At 63.4% G+C, this 19,398-nt stretch carries 16 protein-coding genes; 5 read left to right on the plus strand and 11 right to left on the minus strand.

Features of this window, described 5'->3' with window-relative positions; all coding sequences use genetic code 11:
• Positions 1–241: 241 nt before the first annotated feature.
• Entirely contained in the window at positions 242–589 is a 348-nt protein-coding gene (locus PO883_RS22165) for a cytochrome b/b6 domain-containing protein (protein WP_289311676.1), read from the minus strand.
• A complete protein-coding gene (locus tag PO883_RS22170) occupies positions 589–903 on the minus strand; it encodes a hypothetical protein (protein WP_289311677.1) in 315 nt (104 codons plus the stop codon). Before PO883_RS22170 ends, PO883_RS22165 begins: the two co-directional genes overlap by 1 nt.
• Positions 904–962: 59 nt before the next feature.
• Here PO883_RS22170 and PO883_RS22175 point away from each other — a divergent pair, with 59 nt between their 5' ends.
• The gene (locus PO883_RS22175; protein WP_289311678.1) at positions 963–1,100 is read left to right on the plus strand and encodes a hypothetical protein; all 138 of its coding nucleotides are present in this window, start codon (positions 963–965) and stop codon (positions 1,098–1,100) included.
• Positions 1,101–1,232: 132 nt separating this feature from the next.
• On the opposite strand, the gene PO883_RS22180 is transcribed toward PO883_RS22175, so the two are convergent.
• The 4 genes from PO883_RS22180 to PO883_RS22195 form a co-directional block, all read right to left on the minus strand.
• Complete coding sequence (locus PO883_RS22180; protein WP_289311679.1) at positions 1,233–4,358, minus strand: efflux RND transporter permease subunit; 3,126 nt, start codon at positions 4,356–4,358, stop codon at positions 1,233–1,235.
• A 9-nt stretch (positions 4,359–4,367) separates the two neighbouring features.
• The gene (locus PO883_RS22185) at positions 4,368–5,903 is read right to left on the minus strand and encodes an efflux RND transporter periplasmic adaptor subunit (protein ID WP_289311680.1); all 1,536 of its coding nucleotides are present in this window, start codon (positions 5,901–5,903) and stop codon (positions 4,368–4,370) included.
• Positions 5,904–5,906: 3 nt separating this feature from the next.
• A complete protein-coding gene (locus tag PO883_RS22190; protein WP_289311681.1) occupies positions 5,907–7,064 on the minus strand; it encodes a TolC family protein in 1,158 nt (385 codons plus the stop codon).
• Between the two features lie 673 nt (positions 7,065–7,737).
• Positions 7,738–8,076, minus strand: a complete 339-nt coding sequence (locus PO883_RS22195; protein WP_289311682.1) for a cobalt-zinc-cadmium resistance protein — start codon at positions 8,074–8,076, stop codon at positions 7,738–7,740.
• A 276-nt stretch (positions 8,077–8,352) separates the two neighbouring features.
• Between PO883_RS22195 and pstS the strand changes: the two genes are divergently transcribed.
• A complete protein-coding gene (gene pstS / locus PO883_RS22200) occupies positions 8,353–9,387 on the plus strand; it encodes a phosphate ABC transporter substrate-binding protein PstS (protein ID WP_289311683.1) in 1,035 nt (344 codons plus the stop codon).
• A gap of 78 nt (positions 9,388–9,465) precedes the next feature.
• Here the strand turns inward: pstS and PO883_RS22205 are convergent, their stop codons facing one another.
• The 5 genes from PO883_RS22205 to PO883_RS22225 all read right to left on the minus strand — a co-directional run bounded on the left by PO883_RS22205 (position 9,466) and on the right by PO883_RS22225 (position 15,622).
• A complete protein-coding gene (locus PO883_RS22205) occupies positions 9,466–11,718 on the minus strand; it encodes a DUF4157 domain-containing protein (protein ID WP_289311684.1) in 2,253 nt (750 codons plus the stop codon).
• A gap of 104 nt (positions 11,719–11,822) precedes the next feature.
• The gene (locus PO883_RS22210; protein ID WP_289311685.1) at positions 11,823–12,458 is read right to left on the minus strand and encodes a DUF3885 domain-containing protein; all 636 of its coding nucleotides are present in this window, start codon (positions 12,456–12,458) and stop codon (positions 11,823–11,825) included.
• Positions 12,459–12,504: 46 nt separating this feature from the next.
• Positions 12,505–13,401: a LysR family transcriptional regulator gene (locus PO883_RS22215; RefSeq protein ID WP_289311686.1), complete on the minus strand. Its 897-nt coding sequence runs from the start codon at positions 13,399–13,401 to the stop codon at positions 12,505–12,507.
• A gap of 133 nt (positions 13,402–13,534) precedes the next feature.
• Positions 13,535–14,077, minus strand: coding sequence for an ankyrin repeat domain-containing protein (locus PO883_RS22220; protein WP_167092974.1), 543 nt, complete (start codon positions 14,075–14,077; stop codon positions 13,535–13,537).
• A 42-nt stretch (positions 14,078–14,119) separates the two neighbouring features.
• Positions 14,120–15,622 carry a catalase gene (locus PO883_RS22225; protein ID WP_289311704.1) on the minus strand — a complete coding sequence of 501 codons (1,503 nt, stop codon included), beginning with the start codon at positions 15,620–15,622 and terminating at the stop codon, positions 14,120–14,122.
• A 279-nt stretch (positions 15,623–15,901) separates the two neighbouring features.
• Here PO883_RS22225 and tmpT point away from each other — a divergent pair, with 279 nt between their 5' ends.
• The 3 genes from tmpT to PO883_RS22240 are packed head-to-tail and all read left to right on the plus strand — an operon-like array spanning position 15,902 to position 18,675.
• Positions 15,902–16,534 (plus strand): thiopurine S-methyltransferase, encoded by a 633-nt coding sequence (gene tmpT, locus PO883_RS22230; RefSeq protein WP_289311687.1) that lies wholly within the window; start codon positions 15,902–15,904, stop codon positions 16,532–16,534.
• Positions 16,531–17,910, plus strand: coding sequence for an MFS transporter (locus PO883_RS22235; RefSeq protein ID WP_289311688.1), 1,380 nt, complete (start codon positions 16,531–16,533; stop codon positions 17,908–17,910). Before tmpT ends, PO883_RS22235 begins: the two co-directional genes overlap by 4 nt.
• A gap of 51 nt (positions 17,911–17,961) precedes the next feature.
• A complete protein-coding gene (locus PO883_RS22240) occupies positions 17,962–18,675 on the plus strand; it encodes a glutathione S-transferase N-terminal domain-containing protein (protein ID WP_289311689.1) in 714 nt (237 codons plus the stop codon).
• The last annotated feature ends 723 nt before the right edge of the window (positions 18,676–19,398 follow it).

Consider the following 19,398-nt stretch of genomic DNA (forward strand, 5'->3'; position numbering starts at 1 on the left):
GCGATACAAGTATGAAGACGAATGAATCAATTAATAAATTGGTAAACCTAATCGAATCCTATTTGTCAATACAGCCGCGATTCAAACCATTGCTATAGGATAGGAATTTTGCCTGTGAGCGCATTTCATTGTGAATATTCAATGATCTATTGCCTGTTACGCTGCGTTTTGTTTCATTTTCCCCTGAGGGTCTGGTTGATAGCAATAAATGTTATTGCCAATCAACTAGATAAATTCCGCACTACAAAGCGCCGATAAAGAAATATCGACGCTGTGCTAATTTGGCATCGTGCAATCTCATTTGGTAGTGCAACACCTTGAGGGATGAGGACCTTCCAGAATACCCGGCAATAGATCTTGGGCGAGCAGGCGCATGTCGGACATTGTTGGCGATCTTCAAACACGCTCGGTTTCGACCGAGAACGGTCAGGCAGCGACACTGACGACAACGGCTTCGACATCGCGATGGAATACGGGCACCGAGCATGCGGCGTAAGGTGCCGTCGCGGGCGACGATATCGTGCTTCAGCGCCCCGACGATGTGCAGCATGATGACTGCGATGAGAAAGTAGGCAAGCCAGGTATGCATCAGTTGGCCTGCGTCGGCCCAGGCCGCGCTGTACGGGAGCACTTGGCCAGGATGCACGGGGTCGTGCTGTTCGTGCACGATCGGGATACCGACGATGCCGAACCGCTGGTGAGATATTCGTAGCTGAACTGGGGCAGTTCGACCGGCGCGAGCGGCGTTAAACCGACGACCGATTTGGCCTGCTCCACAAGGCGTTGCTCCAGGCTCCCGGCGGCAAGCATCGGCACCGCCGCCGGTTTTCCGGAGACATACTCGAAAATCGTCCCGCCAGCGAACTGCGCCACCTTGTAGTCGCGTCCCCAGTGCCGGTGCATTACATCGCCGGCCTGCAGGTTCGTTGGCGAGCGCTGCCCCCCCGCGCCAGGTGCACGGCATGCGCCCAAATCGCCACTTTTTTGCCGGCGAAAAGATGATCGGCAAGCTAGATCGCGTTCGCGCCCATCTGGTTGTCACGTTGGTAGTCGCGGTCGGCGCTCCAGTAACTGGTGGCCTGGGCGTGGATGAAACGTAAGAAATACCCGTCTGCGGCTTCTCGGCAGAATGGCGCCAGCGGTAGAGGCGCGGCAGGAGCCGTCCTCCACCATCTTCGCGTTCCGCGCCTTGGCGGTGTAGCCCCGATGCGCGCAAGCGCCTGCTCAAGTCATCACGCGTCGCGCCGGTGCGCCCACTGATACAGCAGCGGCAGCACCAGCAAGGTCAGCAAGGTCGACGACAACACCCCGCCAATGACCACGGTCGCCAGCGGACGCTGCACTTCCGCCCCCGTACCGGTCGCCAGTGCCATCGGCACGAAGCCGAGCGAGGCCACCAGCGCCGTCATCAGCACCGGCCGCAAGCGCGTCATGGCGCCGCTTTCCACCGCTTGCGCCAGCGGCATGCCTTCCGCACGCAAGCCGCGAATGAAGGAAATCATCACCAGCCCGTTGAGCACCGCGACGCCGGACAAGGCAATGAAGCCGACCGCCGCCGAAATCGACAGTGGAATGCCGCGCATCCACAGCGCCACGATGCCACCGGTCAGTGCGAACGGCACGCCGGTAAACACCAGCAAGCCGTCGCGCACATTGCCGAACATGACGAACAGCAGCATGAACACCAGTGCCAGCGTGGCCGGCACCACCAGTTGCAGCCGGCTGGTGGCCGATTGCAACTGCTCAAACGTCCCGCCCCAGGTGATCCAGTACCCGGGTGGAATCTTGACCTGCTGGCCAATCGCCGCCCCGGCATCGGCCACGAACGAGCCGATATCGCGCCCGCGCACATTGGCCGTGACCACCACCAGCCGCTTGCCGTTTTCTCGGCTGACCTGGTTCGGGCCGGGGCTCATGTCCAGCTGCGCCACGTCGCCCAGCGGCACGTACGCGGCTGGCTGATTGCCTTCACGCACAGCCACCCGGATCGGCAGGCGCCGGATGGCGTCCAGGTCGGCGTGCAAGGCTTCCGGCAGGCGCACCACGATGTCGACCCGGCGGTCGCCCTCGAACAGCGAACCGGCGTTGGCCCCGCCTATGGCCGTGGCAATGGTCTGCTGCACGTCGCCAACGTTGACGCCAACGCGCGCGGTGCGGGCCCGGTCGATGCGAATGGTGAGCATCGGCAAGCCTGTGGTCTGCTCGACCTTGACGTCGGCCGCACCGGGGATGGTTTCCAGCACGGCGGCGATCTGGGCGGCGCTGCGGCCCATGACCTCCGTGTCGTCCCCGAATACCTTGATCGCCACGTCGCTGCGCACGCCCGACAGCAACTCGTTAAAGCGCATCTGGATCGGCTGGGTGAACTCGTAGTTATTGCCCGGCACCTTGCCGACCGCCTGTTCCAGCGCGGCGAGCAACTGTTCCTTGCTGCGCGCCGGCTTGGGCCATTCGGAGCGCGGCTTGAGCATGATGAAGGTATCGGCCACGCTCGGCGGCATCGGGTCGCTGGCGATTTCCGCCGTGCCCATCTTGGAAAACACCGTATCGACCTCGGGAAACTGCTTGATGGTGCGTTCCAGCGCAAGCTGCATCTGGACCGCCTGCGACAAACTCGTGCCCGGAATGCGCAGCGCGTGCATGGTGATGTCGCCTTCATTGAGGCTGGGCACGAATTCGCTGCCCAGACGCGTGGCCAGCAGCGCGGACAGGCCGATCGCCACGCCGGCAATGACTATCACCGGCCCCTTGTTGGCACTGGACAAGCGCAGCAGCGGCAGATAGGCACGCCTGGCCCAGCCCATGATCCGGCTGTCGTGCTCGCTGACCTTGTTGCCGATCATCAGCGCCACGGCGGCCGGAATAAAGGTCACCGACAGCACCATCGCCGCCACCAGCGCGGCCACGACCGTGAATGCCATCGGATGGAACATCTTGCCCTCGACCCCGGTGAGGGCGAAGATCGGCAGGTACACCACCATGATGATGAGCTGGCCGAACAGCAGCGGACGGCGCGCCTCGCCGGCGGCGGCGAAGACTTCGCGCAAGCGTTCCTCGCGCGTGAGCGGGCGTCCGGCGGCGGCCTGGGCATGGGCCAGGCGCCGCACGCAGTTTTCCACGATGACCACGGCACCGTCGATGATGATGCCGAAGTCGAGCGCTCCCAGGCTCATCAGGTTGGCGCTGACGCCGTTGGCGACCATGCCGCTGAAGGTGGCCAGCATGGCCAGGGGAATCACCAGCGCCGTGATCAGGGCCGCGCGGATATTGCCGAGGAAGACGAACAGCACGATGATCACCAGCGCCGCGCCCTCCAGCAAGTTCTGGCGCACGGTGGCAATCGCCTTGTCGACCAGGTCGGTGCGGTCGTAGACGGTGCGGGCCAGCACGCCGGCCGGCAGGGTACGGTTGATCTCGCCCAGCTTCTTGTCGACCGCGGCCGACACCGCCCGGCTGTTCTCGCCGATCAGCATGAACACGGTGCCGAGCACGACTTCCTGGCCATTTTCGGAGGCGGCGCCGGTGCGCAACTCCTTGCCTACGCCCACCTCGGCCACATCGCGGATGTGCAGCGGCACGCCCTGGCTGGAGCGCAGGATGATGCCGCCGATCTCCTCGGCCGAGCCAACCTGGCCCGGCACGCGCACCAGGTATTGCTCGCCGCCGCGCTCGATGTAGCCGGCGCCGACGTTGCTGTTGTTGCGCTCGAGCGCTTCGACGATGTCGGCCAGCGACAGCCCGTGCGCCACCATCTGGCCCGGATTCGGTGCGATGTGCAGTTCCCTGGCATAACCGCCGATGGTATTGATTTCAGTCACGCCGGGCACGTTGCGCAATTGCGGCTTGACGATCCAGTCCTGGATCTGGCGCAGGTCGGTGGAATCGTAGGGCGTGCCGTCGGTTTTCAGGGCGCCGGGCTTGGCTTCCACGGTCCACATATAGATCTCGCCCAGGCCGGTCGACATCGGCCCCATGGCGGGCGAAGCCCCAGCGGGCAGGCTGGCGCGCACTTGCTGCAAGCGCTCGTTGACCAGCTGGCGCGCAAAATAGATGTCGGTGCCATCCTTGAAAATCACGGTCACCTGCGACAGGCCGTAGCGCGAGAGCGAACGGGTCTGTTCCAGATGGGGCAAACCGGCCATCGCCGTTTCGATCGGAAACGTGATGCGCTGCTCGGCTTCCAGCGGCGAATAGCCGGGCAGGGCGGTATTGACCTGGACCTGGACGTTGGTGATGTCGGGTACGGCGTCGATCGGCAACTGGCGGTAACTGTAGATGCCGAGCGCCGCCACGAAAGCGGCCAGCATCAGTACCAGCCAGCGCCGTTCTATCGAGAAACGAATGAGGGTATCGAACATGGCGGCTCCTTAATGGTCGTGGCTGGCGCCGGCTTTGCCGAGGTCGGCCTTGATCAGGAAGCTGTTCTTTGCCGCATATTTTTCACCGGGCAGCAGGCCGCTGACGACCTCGACCGACTCGCCATCGCTGCGTCCGAGCACCAGCGGGCGTGCTTCGAAATGGTCGCCATAGCGGCCGAACACGGCGGGCAGCTCGTTCACGGTCTGGATCGCTTCGACCAGCACCGCGACCGGCACGGTGAGTTCGGCGGCGACCACATCCACCGTGACCGGCAGGCCTGGCCGCCACACGCCCTTCGGATTGGGCAAGACCACGCGCGCCTTGGCGGCCCGCGTCTGCTCGCCGACCAGGGCGCTGACGTAGGAAATGGTGCCGCTAGCCACCGTATCGGCCGCGCCCGCGCGCACGGTCGCGTTCTGGCCCTGGCGGATGGTTTCAAGGTCGCGTGCGCTCACGGAAAGCTCGGCCCAGACGGTCGACATGTCGGCCACCACGAACAGGCTGGCTTCTTCCTTCACCGATTCGCCGGCGGCCACGGTTTTCTGGGTGATTACGCCATCGATCGGCGCGCGTACTTCATAACGCGCCAACTGTGTCAGGCTGCCGGCGCCGACCCCGAGCGCGTCGAGCTTCTGGCGCGCGCTTTGCGTGGCGATCTCGGCTTCCTGCAGGGCGGCGCGGGCTTGCTGGTAATCCTGTTCCGCCGTGATTTTCTGTTGCCACAGCGTGCGCTCGCGCTCGAATACGCTACGCGCCAGCACCAAACGCTGCTGCGCCCCCAGCAAGGCGCTGCGTTCGCCCGCCAGTGCCTGGCTAGACAGCACCGCCAGCACCTGGCCCTTGCGCACCGTTTGGCCCGCGTTTGCGCTGACCGATTCGACCATCCCAGCCAGGCGCGGGGCGACGTGCACCGTGCGGTCGGCGTTCAGCTGGATCTCGCCATTGAGTTTGAGCACGCTCTTGATGCGCGCCGGGCCGGCGGTGTGGACATCGATCCCGTTCTGCGCCGTTTGTGTTTCCGACATCGTCACCCGCGCCTCGACCTGCTCGTAGGCGAAGCGGTAAGTCTTGCCGCCGGACTGGGCCGCAACGGCCACTTTGAAGGAATGCGGCTCGCCGACGATGGCGTCGCCGCGCAGATAGTCGTCTTCGCGCGCGAAGCGGATGGTTTGCGGCGTCCGTCCCAGGCGCTCCAGGGTCAACGTGGCCTTGGTGGCCGCGGGATCGAGCGGTTTGCCATCCTGGTAGGTAAAAAGGCGGAACTGCGGGCCGGCGCTGTGGTCCAAGATAGTGACCTCCAGGCCGTAGCCCTGGCTGACGAACAGCTTGCCGCCATGGGGGCCGCGTGCGGGCACGGCGTCTTCCTGGTGCGGCTTGCCGCCGTGGTCCACTTGGGCGGCGTCCGCTTGCCCGCCGTGTTCCTCGTGCTCGTCGTGCTGCGGCTGGGCGGGTTTGCGCGCAACGATCAGCATTGCCAGCACGGCGCCAATGAGCAGGACGACGATCATCACGATGGTTTGTTTTTTATCGAAAGGGTATTTCATGCATTACTCCACTGTCTGGGCGGCGCCGGGGGCGCCGAGGATGCTGTCGATATCGGCGGCGGCGCGATGGGCGTCCGCCAGGGCGCGCAGGTGCTGGGTGCGGGCTTGCAGCAAGGTGCGCTGGGCGTCGATCACATCGATGAGGTTGAACTTTCCGTACTCGAAACCGGTGCGGGCCGCCTCGTAGGCGCTTTGCGCACCGGGCAGGACGTCGTCGTTCAGCAGTTGGGCCTGTTCACGGGCGACGCTCAGCGCTTCGTGCGCCTGCGCCAGCTCGTTGCTTAGCCGCGCTCGGGCACCATCGAGTTCGGCGCGGGCTTTTTCGCTGCGTTGCAGCGCTTCGTGCAGCTTGCCCTGGTTGCGGTCGAACAGGGGCAGGGGAATGGCCAGGCCGAACACAGCCTGGTTGCGGCCCGCTTGCTGGTCGCGTTTGGCGCCGATGCTGACGGTCAGGTCGGGCACGCGGCCGGTCCGTTCGACCTGCGACAAGGCTTGACGGCGCGCCAGTTCGATGTGCGCAAGCCGTAACGCGGGCGCGGCCTTGAGTTGTTCCATGAGATGGGGCAGGGAAGCGCGCGCGGGCAGACGGTCGAGGTAGCCCTCGGCGCGGCCGATATCGCGCCCGGTCCCGCCCCAAAGCGCGGCGAGGCGTTTTTTTGCGCCGGCCAGTTCGCCGGCTGCCTGGGCCAGGTCGACTTTGACGCTGGACGCGGCGATGCGGGCACGCGTTTCATCGACCGGCGAGTTCTTGCCAGCCAGGACGCGCTTGGTCGCGGCAGCGAGCGCACCATTGGCAAGGGTGAGCGATTCGGCGGCGATCTGCTGGCGTTGCTGGGCGGCGAGCAGGTCGTGGAAGGCAGCGCGTGCCGAGGCGAGCACGGCATTGCGCTTGACGGCCAGTTCGGCGCCGGCGGCGTCGTGCCCGAGCTGGGCGGCGTTGACGCGCGCCGCACGCTTGCCGCCCAGTTCGATCGGCACGTTAAGTTGCACCGTTGTGGTTCTGGTCGGTTCGCGTGCATCTTCGACCAGGGTGGCCAGTTCCGGGTTGGGGGCGACCCCGGCCTGCAAGACGGCGCCCGACTGGGCGTCGATTTCGAGGGCACCTGCGCGCAGGTCGGTGTTCGCTTGCAGGACGCGGGACAGCGCGCTAGCCAGGGACAATGGCGCGGCGGCCGATATCGGAGCGCCAACGGGGGGCGCGTCGGCAAGCGCGCCCTGATGGGTTGCGACGGACGGTGCGCCGGCATGCGTGCCCTGATGGGTCGCGAGCGACAGTGCATCGGGATGCGCATCCCGATGAGTTGCGACTGACGGCGCATAGGCATACGCATCCCGACGAGTTGCGACGGGCGGTGCATTGGCAGGCGCGCCCCGATGAGGTGCGACAGACGGCGCATCGGCATGCGCATCCCGATGAGTTGCGACATACGGCGCATCGGCATGCGCGCCCTGATGAGGTGCGACGGACGGTGCGTCGGCAAGCGCGCCATGGGGAGTTGCTGCGGACGGCGCGTCGGTAAGCGCACCTTGATGAGGTGCGACGGACGGCGCGCCGGAAGGCGCCAATAGCGTGGCCACGGGCGGCGTGGCAACAGCTTGGGTTTTTGGCGTCACCGTTGACGCCACTGTGAATGCAGGCGCTGGCAGGTTCCGGGCCTGCGCATGGCAGGGCCACGCCGCGGCAATTGCCAACGGCAAGACGAGTTTGTACATCGAATTCTCCTGGTTAAATAGACAAGGGAATCCGGCCAGGCGCGCTAGCGGTGTGCGTATTGTTGACGGCGATGATGAACCGCGCTAAGCGGATATCAGGAAAGCGACAGCGGCAGCCGGATCAGGCGGCGCGTTGCCATTTGGGCCGTTCCGGGCGGGCGGGCCGCAGGGTCGCCAGGCATGCCGCGTCGGCGGCATCGGCATACGATGTGGGTGGCGGCGCATTGTCGCCGCTTGGCGTGGCGGTGATGCCGACACTGGTGAAATGGCAGTCGCCGCAGTCTGTGTCGAAACCGAAGGGAGAATCGTCCGGGTCGGCCTGGTGGTCATCGGCATGCTGATGGTGGCCGGGATGCGCGACGGAGGCGGCGGGTTCATGCCCGCAATAGGCGCTCGCCGCCGCCCAGCTCACCTGGAGCGGGAAAACCATCAGCAAAAAAATAATCAGCAGGCGTCGCATGGCCGGATTGTAACAGCAGATGCGCAAATGCGCAGGTGTCGAGATAGATATGCATGCATACAGAATGAAGTTTATGCAACGCCGATAAGATCGCTGCAAATAGCGGAAATTAACCGATTTTATCGACTGACTACGTATTTACACGCATTGCTGCAATGTTGTAGCTCTGCTATTATCGTCGGTTGTTCGTTTCCTGGCTGCCTGGCGGCCGGCGCGGTTCCGATTTTCTCTAGATCCCGGGGATTTATGTTCTCTGCTGTAAAAACCACTGTCACTTTGACACTTCTTCTCTCCGCATTTGCGGCCCATGCGATCGATATCAGCGGTGCCGGCTCGTCCGCTGCGCAGCCGCTGTACGTCAAACTTGCCGACGTGTATGGCAAGTCGCAAAACGTCAAGCTCACTTACCAGCCGAGCGGATCCAGCGAAGGCGTCAAGCAAGCCAAGGCCAAAACGGTCGAATTCGGCGCGACCGACATTGCCCCGTCCCAGGCGGACCTCAAGGCCGGCAAGCTGATCTGCTTCCCGAGCGCGGTCTCGGGCGTGGTGCCTGTCGTGAATCTGCCGGGCCTCAAGCGCGGCGAAGTCCAGCTGACCGGCGAACTGCTGGCCGACATCTTCTCGCGCAAGATCACCAAATGGAACGATGCCAAGCTGGCCGCCATCAACCCAGGCGTGGCGCTGCCTGACCTGGCCATTGCCGTGATCGCGCGCCAGGACGGCTCGGGCACCACCTACAATTTCAGCGATTATCTGAGCAAGGTCAGCCCGGCGTGGAAACAGGCGTACGGCCGCAACTTCACGGTTGCGTGGGCGAATGGCGTGACCCAGGTCAACGGCAGCAACGGTGCCGTCAATGCGGTGAAGCAGACGCCGGGCGCAATTGCCTACGTCGATTATCAGTACGTGGTGCAGGACAAGCTGGCTTTCACCCGCTTGAAAAACCGCGACGGCAAGGTCGTCGCGCCGGGCGCGGATGGCTTTACAGCTGCGCTCCTGAACAGCCCATGGGTTACCCAGGCCAAGTATGAGGAAATGCTGACCGACCGCGTCGGTCCGACCACGTGGCCGATCACGTCGGGAACCTTCATCGTGGCGGCACAGGCCACCAACAATCCGGAAAAGACGATTGCCGCCCTGAAGTTCTTCGCCTGGGGCTTCGCGCATGGTGACGCGATCGTCGGCAACGCGAACTTCGTGCGCCTGCCGGACAGCATGCAAGGCCGCATCTTCGGCGACCTGACCACGATCACCGACGCCAGCGGCACCCCGCTCAAGTGGTCGCTGGCCGAGGCGCTCAACCTGCGTTAAGCCGCCGCCTTTCAACCGACAGCAACCCGCCCGCGTGACACCCGGCGGGTTTTTTCGTTCGTCAGTCAGCCAGTGCGCTTACCGCGTTTCGGTGACATACATCGGACCATCCTTCGTCGCTATCCCGCCCAGATAGGTTCCCTTGCGCACGCCTTCGCCACTGCCATATACCTCGGACAGGAATTCCTTGGTCGTTGACGTGGGAATGCTTAATTCATGCGTGCCGACAGCGAGCGCTCTGTCGATAAAGGCCCTGGCCTCAGTCATCATGCAGGTGACATAGATCTGCATCGCGACCAGCTCTTGCTCCAGCTTGAGCTTGAACGCGTCGTATGCGTTCTTTTGCTCCAATTGTCCCTTTGTCAGAGCAGCTTTTTTCCCCGGCAGATCCAGGGACTTTACTATTTCCGGGTCCGGCATGTAGGATTTCAATGGATTGTCCGTTTCGAACTTCCTGGCCTTCGACTCTCCTTCCCTTTTTGCGACGTCCTGCATTTTCTTTCCTTCGATAGACAGCAGTTCAACCACGGCCGGCCGGCATCGCTGGAGGATGGCGGAGAAACTCTCGCGGCTCTCATCTGTCGTTAAAATCCCTTTTAACACATTCAAGGCATCTGTTTTCACCCAGACTGCCAAGGTTTCCTTCACATCCGTCGGCATGTTGTCTTTTCGCGCTTGGGTAGCTTGCCGGTGCATCATACTGGGAATGGCCAGCACATTCGACGCGTAGCGTGCAAACACTGCCACGGCCTGCTTCAGCGGCGCCTCGGCATCCGCTTTCAAGTCAAACGCGTAGCGCATCCTGCGCGCAAGGTTGGCCGGAGCGGTACCGTCAAATGCACCGCGCAAACTATCGTATTCGGCAAATTTCATTTCCAACAGCTGCCCGATTTCGGCAGGATACAAGGATGCGTTGGTTTGACTGTAAACTTCCGATCCGGATTTCACTTTCTTTATCGCGCCGAAATTCTGGTAAGCGCTCTCAATGGTCCACCCTCTACCGAGTCCGACTGCCGCCATCGCGGCAGCGAGCCTCGGCAAATTGGATTTCCCTTCCTCGGCGGCCGTTGCAAGCGCCGGCAAAGCGGCGGCCATTTTTTCGACCACACTGCCCCGTGCCGCATTGCCGTCCTGGTTTTTCGGAAAAACAAATGGCGGTGTTACCAATTCCAGGGTATTGAGCGCGTCTGACTCCAGCTTCCAAGGCAATTTGAAATAATTTCCGAAATCGATAGACTTACCCATCTCCTGATGAGAAGGAATAATTTCCTGGCCGGAGTAGGGCGTATCCGACGTCTCCGTAAAAGAAGCGAACTCGAATTCAAAGCCGGCACTTTGCAAGCCCTCCATGGATTGCAAGGAAGATTGAAACTGATCTTGCCTTTTTGTGAACTCACCTAAGGAGTCGACCGCTTCCATCACGTGCTCGATATTGACATCGGCGGCAGCGGGCTGCAGAGCAAGCAGTTTCTCGATATCCGCCGCGACCTCGTCCAGGCTCTGATATTGCTCGTGCGGTTGCGTGCACAGTATGGTCAATACCTGGTACAGGTGCTCGCTGCTAGCCGCGGGGAACTTGTCCCGAAATGCATGGAACGCGATTGCGCCATCGGTAAAAGCGATCTCGGTTCCGCTCACGATAATCGCGCGCTGCGCTACCGCGGCATGGGCAAAAGCGGGAACGGGACCGCGCTCCTGCGCGCTGCCCGCCGCTGACACCATCTGCATCGCCCTGGCCCCCATCACATCCGCTTCGCGCTCCAGTCCTTCGTCGTCATTGACCGCCACACCGGCCTTCATTTGCATCGTCGGACGCACCCGACCTTGCGCCTGCTGTACGACATGCCACGCCTCATGCGGCAAATGCGCCGACTGGCCCGGTCCAAGATGAATATCACTTCCCTGCGCATACGCGTGCGCATGCAATTGGGCAGGGCGCGATGAATTGAAATGGACCTTCACATGATCCATGCTGATGCCGAAAAGAGATTCAATCCCGGATTTGAGCTGGTCGGGCAGGCCGGTATGGTTGGAGGTTGGCGCGCCCGTTTCCCTTCGCTGCGCCACCATCCGTGGATGATCGTGAAGGGCGTTTCCGGGCTGTCGTTGCAGCATGCGCGTACTGGTATCGATCCTGTCGGCGATCGCTTGCCGTTGCAGCATGTGCGCACTATTGTCGATCATCGCTGCCAACTTGCGTTGCGCTACCGTCTCTGGGAGCTTGCCTGCATTAGCCTTCCGTTGAGCCACATTCCTGGAGGCGGCCGTCGAAACGGCATCGGCCAGGACGTCGGATCCGGTTTGCGGCAGTGGCTGCGAGGGAGCGTGCATGGTGTCGGCCTTTGTCTACGCATGTTGTGACAAATATTACGTCTGGATCATACCCTTTTTCCGGATCGCTCCCGCAGACAGCGTAACTGGAAATACCCGAACTGCTAGTGCGCCGGACCGGCGGCGCCGGCAGCGAATGTCTGGTGCATGGCGTCGAGGTCATACTCGAGCAGCAAGGTTTGATGGACGGTGTACAGGTGCTTGAGCGCACTCCCATTTTTTCCGATCACATCCATCCCCCTGTCGTCGTAGGGATGCACGATGAGTCCCAGTTCGGGGTTGATCAGGTAGACCAGGCAATGCGGATTCGGACGCAATTCCCGGACGTCGCACGCAAACGCGCACCAAAGGAGGTTCTGTAACTGCGATCGGGGCAGTTCAAAGACCAGATGGAGCCACCAATTGTCATCGTCGTCGGGCTCGTCGCGCGGGACAAGTTCCGCCCAGATGTCGCGAGCGCGTGGAATTGTGATGCCGGCCAAGTCAAGTTGCTTGAGCGCAAAGCGCAGATCGAAGCGCTTCGGCGTCGCATAGCGTTGAAGGTGCACCACCATGGTATCCGCGCCGGCAAACACGTCTTCGCATACCGCCGTTGCCTTGCCCAAGGCAGTCAGAACACGGCCAAAATAGTCGCCGCCTTCGGACATTCGCAAGCGCAAGCCCCCGGGGAAGTTGTAAAACAAGGCGTGGCGGTATGGTTTGCCGTCCACAAGCTGTTCAATTTGTTCTCTGAGCTTCATTGTTGAAATTGTGAACTTGGGTAAGTTGCAGTGTTGTCGCCCCGAACTACCGTAGCGCGCCGCACACCGCCCGCACATGCCCGCGCAGCCAGCGGTGAGCAGGATCGGCGTCGAGCCGGGGATGCCAGAGCATCGACACGGTGAATTCGGGCATGGAAAAGGGCAGGGCGAAGCTATGCATGCCGCCGCGTAGCAGGCCGGTGTGCCGTTCCGGAACCGTGGCGACCAGTTCGCTTCCCCTTGCCAGCGCCAGCGCTTGGGAAAAGCCGGCGACCGTGACCGCGATCGCGCGTTCCAGGCCCAGCGGCATCAGGGCGTCGTCGACCGGGCCTTTCGCTCCGCCCTCGCGCGCGATGCCGATATGCTCGCCCGCCGCATAGCGTTCCGGCGTGAGCGCGCCTTCGGCCAGCGCATGGCCGGCGCGCACCACGCCCACGAAGCGGTCGCGGAACAGGGCCTGGGTGCGCACCTCAGGGCCGGTGGACTTGCCCACGACACCCGTTTCGAGGTCGATGCTGCCGTCGCGCAAACCCGTACTGTCCTTGTCCGGCTTGGGTACGAAACGCAGGCGCACGCCGGGCGCGTCGGCGCACAAGCGTGTGATGAGTTCTGCACCGAAATTCTCGACGAAGCCTTCGCGCGTGCGGATGGTGAAGGTGCGCGCCAGCTGTGCCAGGTCGAGCTTGTCGACGGGGCGCAGCACGGCAACGCCGTCGTGCACCAGCTGGCTGACCTGCTCGCGCAGTTCGATGGCGCGCGGGGTGGGCACCAGGCCGCGCCCGGCCCGTACCAGCAGCGGGTCGCCGGTGCTGTCGCGCAGGCGGGCCAGCGCGCGGCTCATGGCCGAGGGACTGAGGCGCAAACGGCGCGCCGAACGGGCGACGCTGCCTTCGGCAAGCAGGACGTCGAGGGTGATCAAGAGATTAAGGTCGGGCAGGGACATGTGCTCACGATAGCGCAATTTACGCCGGGTGTCGCGTCAGACGCGCTAATCCGGGGCAAGCCGTGCGTCGTGCGCCATGCTCGCGCGGCAGCCAGGCGGGATTGCGGGCGCCGCCGCAGGCACCAGCACGTCGTTACGGTTGGCGCTGCGCCTGGCGGAATTCACCCCGGGCCAGGCTGGCGGGGGTGTTGCCGGCGCCATCGGCCGCTTTCAGGTCCGCCCCGCGCTCGACCAGCGCTTGCAGGATTTCGCTGCGCTGAAACAGCGCCGCGTACATCGCCGCCGTCTGGCCGGCATGATTGCGCTGGTTCGGCTGGCACGCGGTATCGGCCAGCCGGCGCGCAATGCGCAACTCGCCTTTGAATATCGCCCCCATTAAAGCCGTGTTGCCGCGCTTGTCGCCCGCGCACGGGTCGGCACCGGCGCCGATCAGCAGGTCCACCGCCGCCCCCTGGCCGTGGTAGGCGGCCAGGATCAGCGCCGTGTAGCCTTTCTCGTCGCGCGTGTCCAGGTCGTAGGCCGCGCTGGTGAATTCCTTGAGCATCGCGACATCGCCACGCCGGGCCGCGTCGAAGTAGTAGCCCTTGAGCTGTTCGGCCAGGCGCGCCGGCTCGGGTGGCGCCGCGTGCACCAGTTGCGCCATGGCGAGCGCGGCAATTGTCATCAGGTATGTCATGGCAGTCTCCCAGACGGCCGCCCGCAGGCGGCCGCATTCTCATCAGTCGGCCAGGGCCGCGGCGCGCGACGCGACTTGCGCAACCTTGTCGCCCAGCGCGGCGGCGAGCGCCGTTCCGTAGACGGCATCGGCCTTGTAGAAGTACGACAGCATCCTGTAGCGCACTTCCTCATCCTTGACCTGGCCAAGGTCGCCGGCAAGGTTGGCCACCAGGTTTTTCTGCTGCTGCGCAGGCAAGGAACGGTAGAACTCGCCCGCCTGGCGGAAGTTTTGCGGCTTGGCGATGCGCTGCTGTACCGTGCTGCCCGACAGCGGAAGCTGGCTCGGCTTGAAGTCGGGGTTGACCGCCAGCGGCGACTGGCGGCTCGGCTCGTAGTTGACATTGCCGGTGCGCTTGCCGGTATTCATCGCCCCATCCTGGTGGTGATTGACTGCCGCCACGCGCGGCTGGTTGATCGGCAATTGCAGGGCGTTCGGGCCAAGGCGGTACATCTGGGTATCGGCGTACGAGAACACGCGGCCTTGCAGCAGCTTGTCTTCGGACGGCTCGATGCCGGGCACCAGGTTCGATGGGGCAAAGGCGCTTTGCTCGGTTTCCTGGAAGATATTGGCGGGATTGCGGTTCAAGGTCATGGTGCCGAGCTTGGTTTCCGGCACGCCCGGCCAGATTTTGGTCGCGTCGAGCGCGTCAAAGTCGAATTTGCCCAGTTCGGCCGGCTTGAGCACCTGCACATACAGTTCCCAGCGCGGAAATTGCTTGCGCTTGATGGCGTCGACCAGGTCGTTGGTGGCATGGTTGAAATCCTTGCCCTGCACGGCCGATGCTTCGGGGCCGGTCAGGCTCTGGATGCCTTGCAGCGACTTCCAGTGGAATTTGACATAGTTGACCGTGCCAGCGGCGTTGACGAATTTATAAGCGTGCACGCCGTTTCCGTCCATGAAGCGGTAGCCTTTGGGCGTGCCGAGATCGGAGTACACCTGGGTCAGCATGTGCGTCGATTCCGGCTGGTGCGAAAAGAAATCGAAGAAACGGTTGGGGTCTTGCACATTGGTTTCGGGCGCAGGCTTGAGCGAGTGCACCATGTCCGGGAACTTGACGGCGTCGCGGATGAAGAAGATCGGCAGGTTATTGCCGACCAGATCCCAGTTGCCTTCGCCGGTGTAGAACTTGGTGGCAAAACCGCGTGGATCGCGCAGGGTTTCGGGCGAATGATTGCCGTGGATTACCGTCGAGAAGCGCACGAATACGGGCGTTTCAGTGCCTTTGGCAAACACCTTAGCCCGGGTCAAGGCCGATACATCGCTGCTGGCGACGAAGACGCCGTGGGCGCCGGTGCCGCGCGCGTGGACCACGCGCTCGGGAATGCGTTCGCGGTCGAAACGCTGCAGTTTTTGCAGGAGGTGTACATCTTGCAGCAGGGTGGGGCCGTTCTGGCCGGCCGTTTGCGAGTTCTGGTTGTCGCCGAGCGGGGCGCCATTATCGCGCGTCAGTTGTGGCGCCGCCGAGGTGAAGGGGGAGATCAGCGCGGCGATGGCAAATGCCATCGCCGAACTTGCTGCGCGACGTACTCCGGAAGTGCGCAGTTGGGTTGTCATCATCATGTCGATTCCTTTTTTTGTAAGAGTGTTTAAACAATAAGGAAATCCCGGTGATATGTATACGCAATTATAAATATCGAAACGATAGTCGTAGACTATAGTAGTTCATGGAGTATGGCGTTCGACGCAGCAATAAAGTGCAAGCCGTGCGTCTTCCGCCATGAATGCTGTGCGGCTAGACTGGGTTTGGGTGCCGACGGGCGGCACGAGCAGACAAGGAGTGGTATGGACAGGGAATTTTGGCATCGCAAGTGGGCAATTGACGAGATCGGGTTTCATGAGCGCGCGGCCAATCCGCTCCTGGTGGCGCATGCGGGCCGGCTGGGACTGGTTGCCGGTAGCCGCGTGTTCGTGCCCTTGTGCGGAAAATCGCTCGACCTGCACTGGCTGCTGTCCAAAGGCTACCGCGTGGCGGGCGCCGAATTGAGCCAGATTGCCGTCGACCAGCTGTTTGCCGATCTGGGTTTGACGCCCGACGTGCGCCAGGCGGGAGAACTGCTTCACTACCGCGCGCAAGACATCGATATCTTTATAGGCGACATCTTTTGCCTGGATAGCGAGACGCTCGGCCAGGTGGACGCGGTGTACGACCGCGCAGCGTTCGTCGCATTGCCGGCATCGATGCGCGGGCCGTACGCCACCCACGTGACGCAACTGGCGGGGCGGGCGCCGCAATTGCTCGTTTGCTACCAGTACGAGCAGGCCTTGATGGCTGGGCCGCCGTTTTCCATCAGCGACGAGGAAGTCGCCCAGCGCTACGGCCACGCGTATGGATTGACCTTGCTGGCCAGGGCCGGGGTGGCCGGTGGCTTCAAGGGCCGTTTTCCGGCGGCGGAAGCGGTGTGGCTGCTGCAATGAACCCGCAGCCGTGCGCACAGCGGCGCTGGACGCTGGCCGCGTTGTCGCTGTCGATGCTGCTGTCGTCGCTCGGTACCAGCATCGCCAATGTGGGCTTGCCAACGCTCGCGCAGGCGTTCGGCGCCACCTTCGGGCAGGTGCAGTGGGTCGTGCTGGCTTACCTGCTGGCGATTACCACGCTCATTGTCGGCGTCGGACGACTCGCCGACATCGCGGGGCGGCGCCGTCTTCTGCTGGCCGGCATCGGCCTGTTCACCCTTGCCTCGGCCCTGTGCGGCATGGCGGGCGCGCTGCCATGGCTGATTGCCGCGCGCGCGCTGCAAGGTCTGGGCGCGGCGGTAATGATGGCGCTGACCATGAGCTTCGCCACCGAAACCGCGTCAACATCGGGCACCGGAAGCGTGATGGGGCTGTTGGGAACGATGTCCGCCATCGGCACCGCGCTCGGGCCGTCGCTCGGCGGCGTGCTGATCGCGGCGGCCGGCTGGCGCGCACTATTCTTCGTCAGTGTGCCGCTGGGGATGGCGGCGTTGGTGCTGGCGTATCGCACGCTGCCCGGGGACGTGCGGCGGCCGGCGGTGTTCGATCATGTGGGCACGCTGCTGCTGGCGCTGACGCTGGGCGCGTACGCACTGGCCATGACGGCGGGCAGCGGCAGCTTTGGGATACTCAACCTGGGTCTGCTGCTCGCCGCAGCCGTGGGAGCCGGCTTGTTCGTACTGGCCGAATCACGGGTCGCGTCGCCGCTGATTCCGCTGGCGCTGTTGCGCGACCGGCTGTTCGGGGCGCGCCTCGGCACCACGACGCTGGTGTCGACGGTGATGATGGCGACCCTGGTCGTGGGGCCGTTCTATCTGTCGCGCGCACTCGCACTGGCGCCGGCCACCGTTGGCCTGGTCCTGTCGGCCGGGCCGCTGGTGGCGGCGCTGTGCGGCGTGCCGGCGGGCCGGATCGTGGACCGCGCCGGTACCCCGGGCGTGACCATCGCCGGGCTGGTGCTGATGCTGGCGGGGACGCTGCCGCTGGTGCTGCTGCCGGCATCGGGCGGCGTACCCGGCTATGTCGCGCCGCTGGTCGTCATCACCATCGGGTATGCGCTGTTCCAGGCGGCGAACAATACGGCGCTGATGGCCAATGCCGGCGCCGACCAGCGCGGCGTGGTGTCGGGCATGCTCAACCTGGCGCGCAATCTGGGACTGGTCACCGGCGCCTCGCTGATGGGCGCGGTGTTCGCGTTCGGCTCGGCGGCCGCCACGGCGCCGCCGGACGCGGTGGCGGCAGGCATGCGCAGGACGTTCGCGCTCGGCGCCGTGCTGCTGGCGGCGGCGCTGGCCATCGCCTGGCGCGCGGGCAGGGCGCGCCAACAGCAAACATGAAATTTCTGCTATGTTGCCAGATCACTTTGACATGCTATGAAGGATGAAACCATGAACGACCTGTCGACTTTTCCGATCACGAAAAAATGGCCTGCCCGGCACCCCGAGCGCATCCAGCTGTATTCGCTGCCGACGCCGAACGGCGTGAAGGTCTCCATCATGCTGGAAGAAACGGGACTGGCCTACGAGCCGCATCTGGTGCGCTTCGATCACAACGACCAGCTGACGCCGGAATTCATGGCGCTCAACCCGAACAACAAGATCCCCGCCATCATCGATCCGAATGGCCCGGACGGCAAAGCGCTGGCGCTGTTCGAGTCGGGCGCGATCCTGCTTTATCTGGCCGAAAAGAGCGGCCAGTTCCTGCCGCTTGATGCCGCCGGGCGCTACGAGACGATCCAGTGGGTGATGTTCCAGATGGGCGGCATCGGACCGATGTTCGGCCAGCTCGGCTTCTTCCATAAATTCGCGGGCAAGGATTACGAAGACAAGCGCCCGCGCGACCGCTATGTGGCGGAATCGAAGCGCCTGCTCGGCGTGCTCAATGAACGGCTGGCGCAGCGCACCTGGATCATGGGCGATACGTACACGATCGCTGACATCGCCATCTTCCCGTGGGTGCGTAACCTGATCGGGTTTTACGAGGCGGGCGATCTGGTCGGTATCGCCGATTTCCCGCATGTGACGCGCGCGCTGGAACAGTTCGTGGCGCGTCCGGCGGTGGCGACAGGGCTGGAGATTCCCAACCGGGATGGCGCGACCTGAGGATCGGACCTGGCGCGGCCCGCCTGCGCATCGGCGCGGCGCCGGTCGCCTTGTGTGTGTTCCTGCCGCATTACCCGTCCAGGGCGGCGCGGTTGTCGGCCGCTGCGCAGCGCCGTGGCCGGGCAGCAAGGGCCATCCACTACATGAGATCGCCTTGACTATCCGCTCTCCCGTCTGGTCGGTTTTCGAGCGCGGCAGCATGTCTCGATTCCCGCCTGCTTCTAGCCGACGTGCTCGGCCTTAATGCCGACCAGCTCGCTACGGCGCATGCCCCCGAAAAACCCGGCCACCAATAGCGCGGTGTCTCGGTTCGCCTTCAGCGTGCCGGGGCAAACCAGTTGCGCCACGATCCGCTCAAGCTCCTCGATCGGCAGCGTTTCGGCCTTTTGTTACGGCCATTTTCTTGAAACGTCCATGCATGCGCGCAATCCCGGTCAAGGTCGCGCACGCCCGGGGGCGGCGTCGACGCCGGGGCGGGAAAGCCTTGGCGTCTATGTCGTCAGGACGCCGCCCATTTGTTTTTTCTTGATGTGCATCAAATTATTTGTTGTGCCGGCTTGTTATGGTTGCCTAAGTTTACATATCAATCTCCAAATAAGATCCGGAGGCCTTAGAGCTATCCGCCGCCGGCATCTTCCCGGAAATCCCGCCCCGCCAATGAATGAATACGCGTTCGTTGGCTCAGTTCTTGTACCCATTGGCGCTGTTCAAGCTGAAGGGCGG

Origin of the sequence: Massilia sp. DJPM01 (genome assembly GCF_030348125.1) — a bacterium.
Lineage (GTDB): Bacteria > Pseudomonadota > Gammaproteobacteria > Burkholderiales > Burkholderiaceae_D > Telluria_A > Telluria_A frigida.

Bases quoted from the DNA above. Each gene is read 5' to 3' on its own strand.
- PO883_RS22210 (WP_289311685.1), bottom strand. From the start codon at position 12,458: ATGAAGCTCAGAGAACAAATTGAACAGCTTGTGGACGGCAAACCATAC.
- PO883_RS22215 (WP_289311686.1), bottom strand. From the start codon at position 13,401: ATGTCCCTGCCCGACCTTAATCTCTTGATCACCCTCGACGTCCTGCTT.
- PO883_RS22165 (WP_289311676.1), bottom strand. From the start codon at position 589: ATGCATACCTGGCTTGCCTACTTTCTCATCGCAGTCATCATGCTGCAC.
- PO883_RS22220 (WP_167092974.1), bottom strand. From the start codon at position 14,077: ATGACATACCTGATGACAATTGCCGCGCTCGCCATGGCGCAACTGGTG.
- PO883_RS22205 (WP_289311684.1), bottom strand. From the start codon at position 11,718: ATGCACGCTCCCTCGCAGCCACTGCCGCAAACCGGATCCGACGTCCTG.
- PO883_RS22195 (WP_289311682.1), bottom strand. From the start codon at position 8,076: ATGCGACGCCTGCTGATTATTTTTTTGCTGATGGTTTTCCCGCTCCAG.
- PO883_RS22225 (WP_289311704.1), bottom strand. From the start codon at position 15,622: ATGGCATTTGCCATCGCCGCGCTGATCTCCCCCTTCACCTCGGCGGCG.
- PO883_RS22175 (WP_289311678.1), top strand. From the start codon at position 963: ATGCGCCCAAATCGCCACTTTTTTGCCGGCGAAAAGATGATCGGCAAG.
- PO883_RS22240 (WP_289311689.1), top strand. From the start codon at position 17,962: ATGAACGACCTGTCGACTTTTCCGATCACGAAAAAATGGCCTGCCCGG.
- PO883_RS22185 (WP_289311680.1), bottom strand. From the start codon at position 5,903: ATGAAATACCCTTTCGATAAAAAACAAACCATCGTGATGATCGTCGTC.
- PO883_RS22180 (WP_289311679.1), bottom strand. From the start codon at position 4,358: ATGTTCGATACCCTCATTCGTTTCTCGATAGAACGGCGCTGGCTGGTA.
- PO883_RS22235 (WP_289311688.1), top strand. From the start codon at position 16,531: ATGAACCCGCAGCCGTGCGCACAGCGGCGCTGGACGCTGGCCGCGTTG.
- PO883_RS22170 (WP_289311677.1), bottom strand. From the start codon at position 903: ATGCACCGGCACTGGGGACGCGACTACAAGGTGGCGCAGTTCGCTGGC.
- tmpT (WP_289311687.1), top strand. From the start codon at position 15,902: ATGGACAGGGAATTTTGGCATCGCAAGTGGGCAATTGACGAGATCGGG.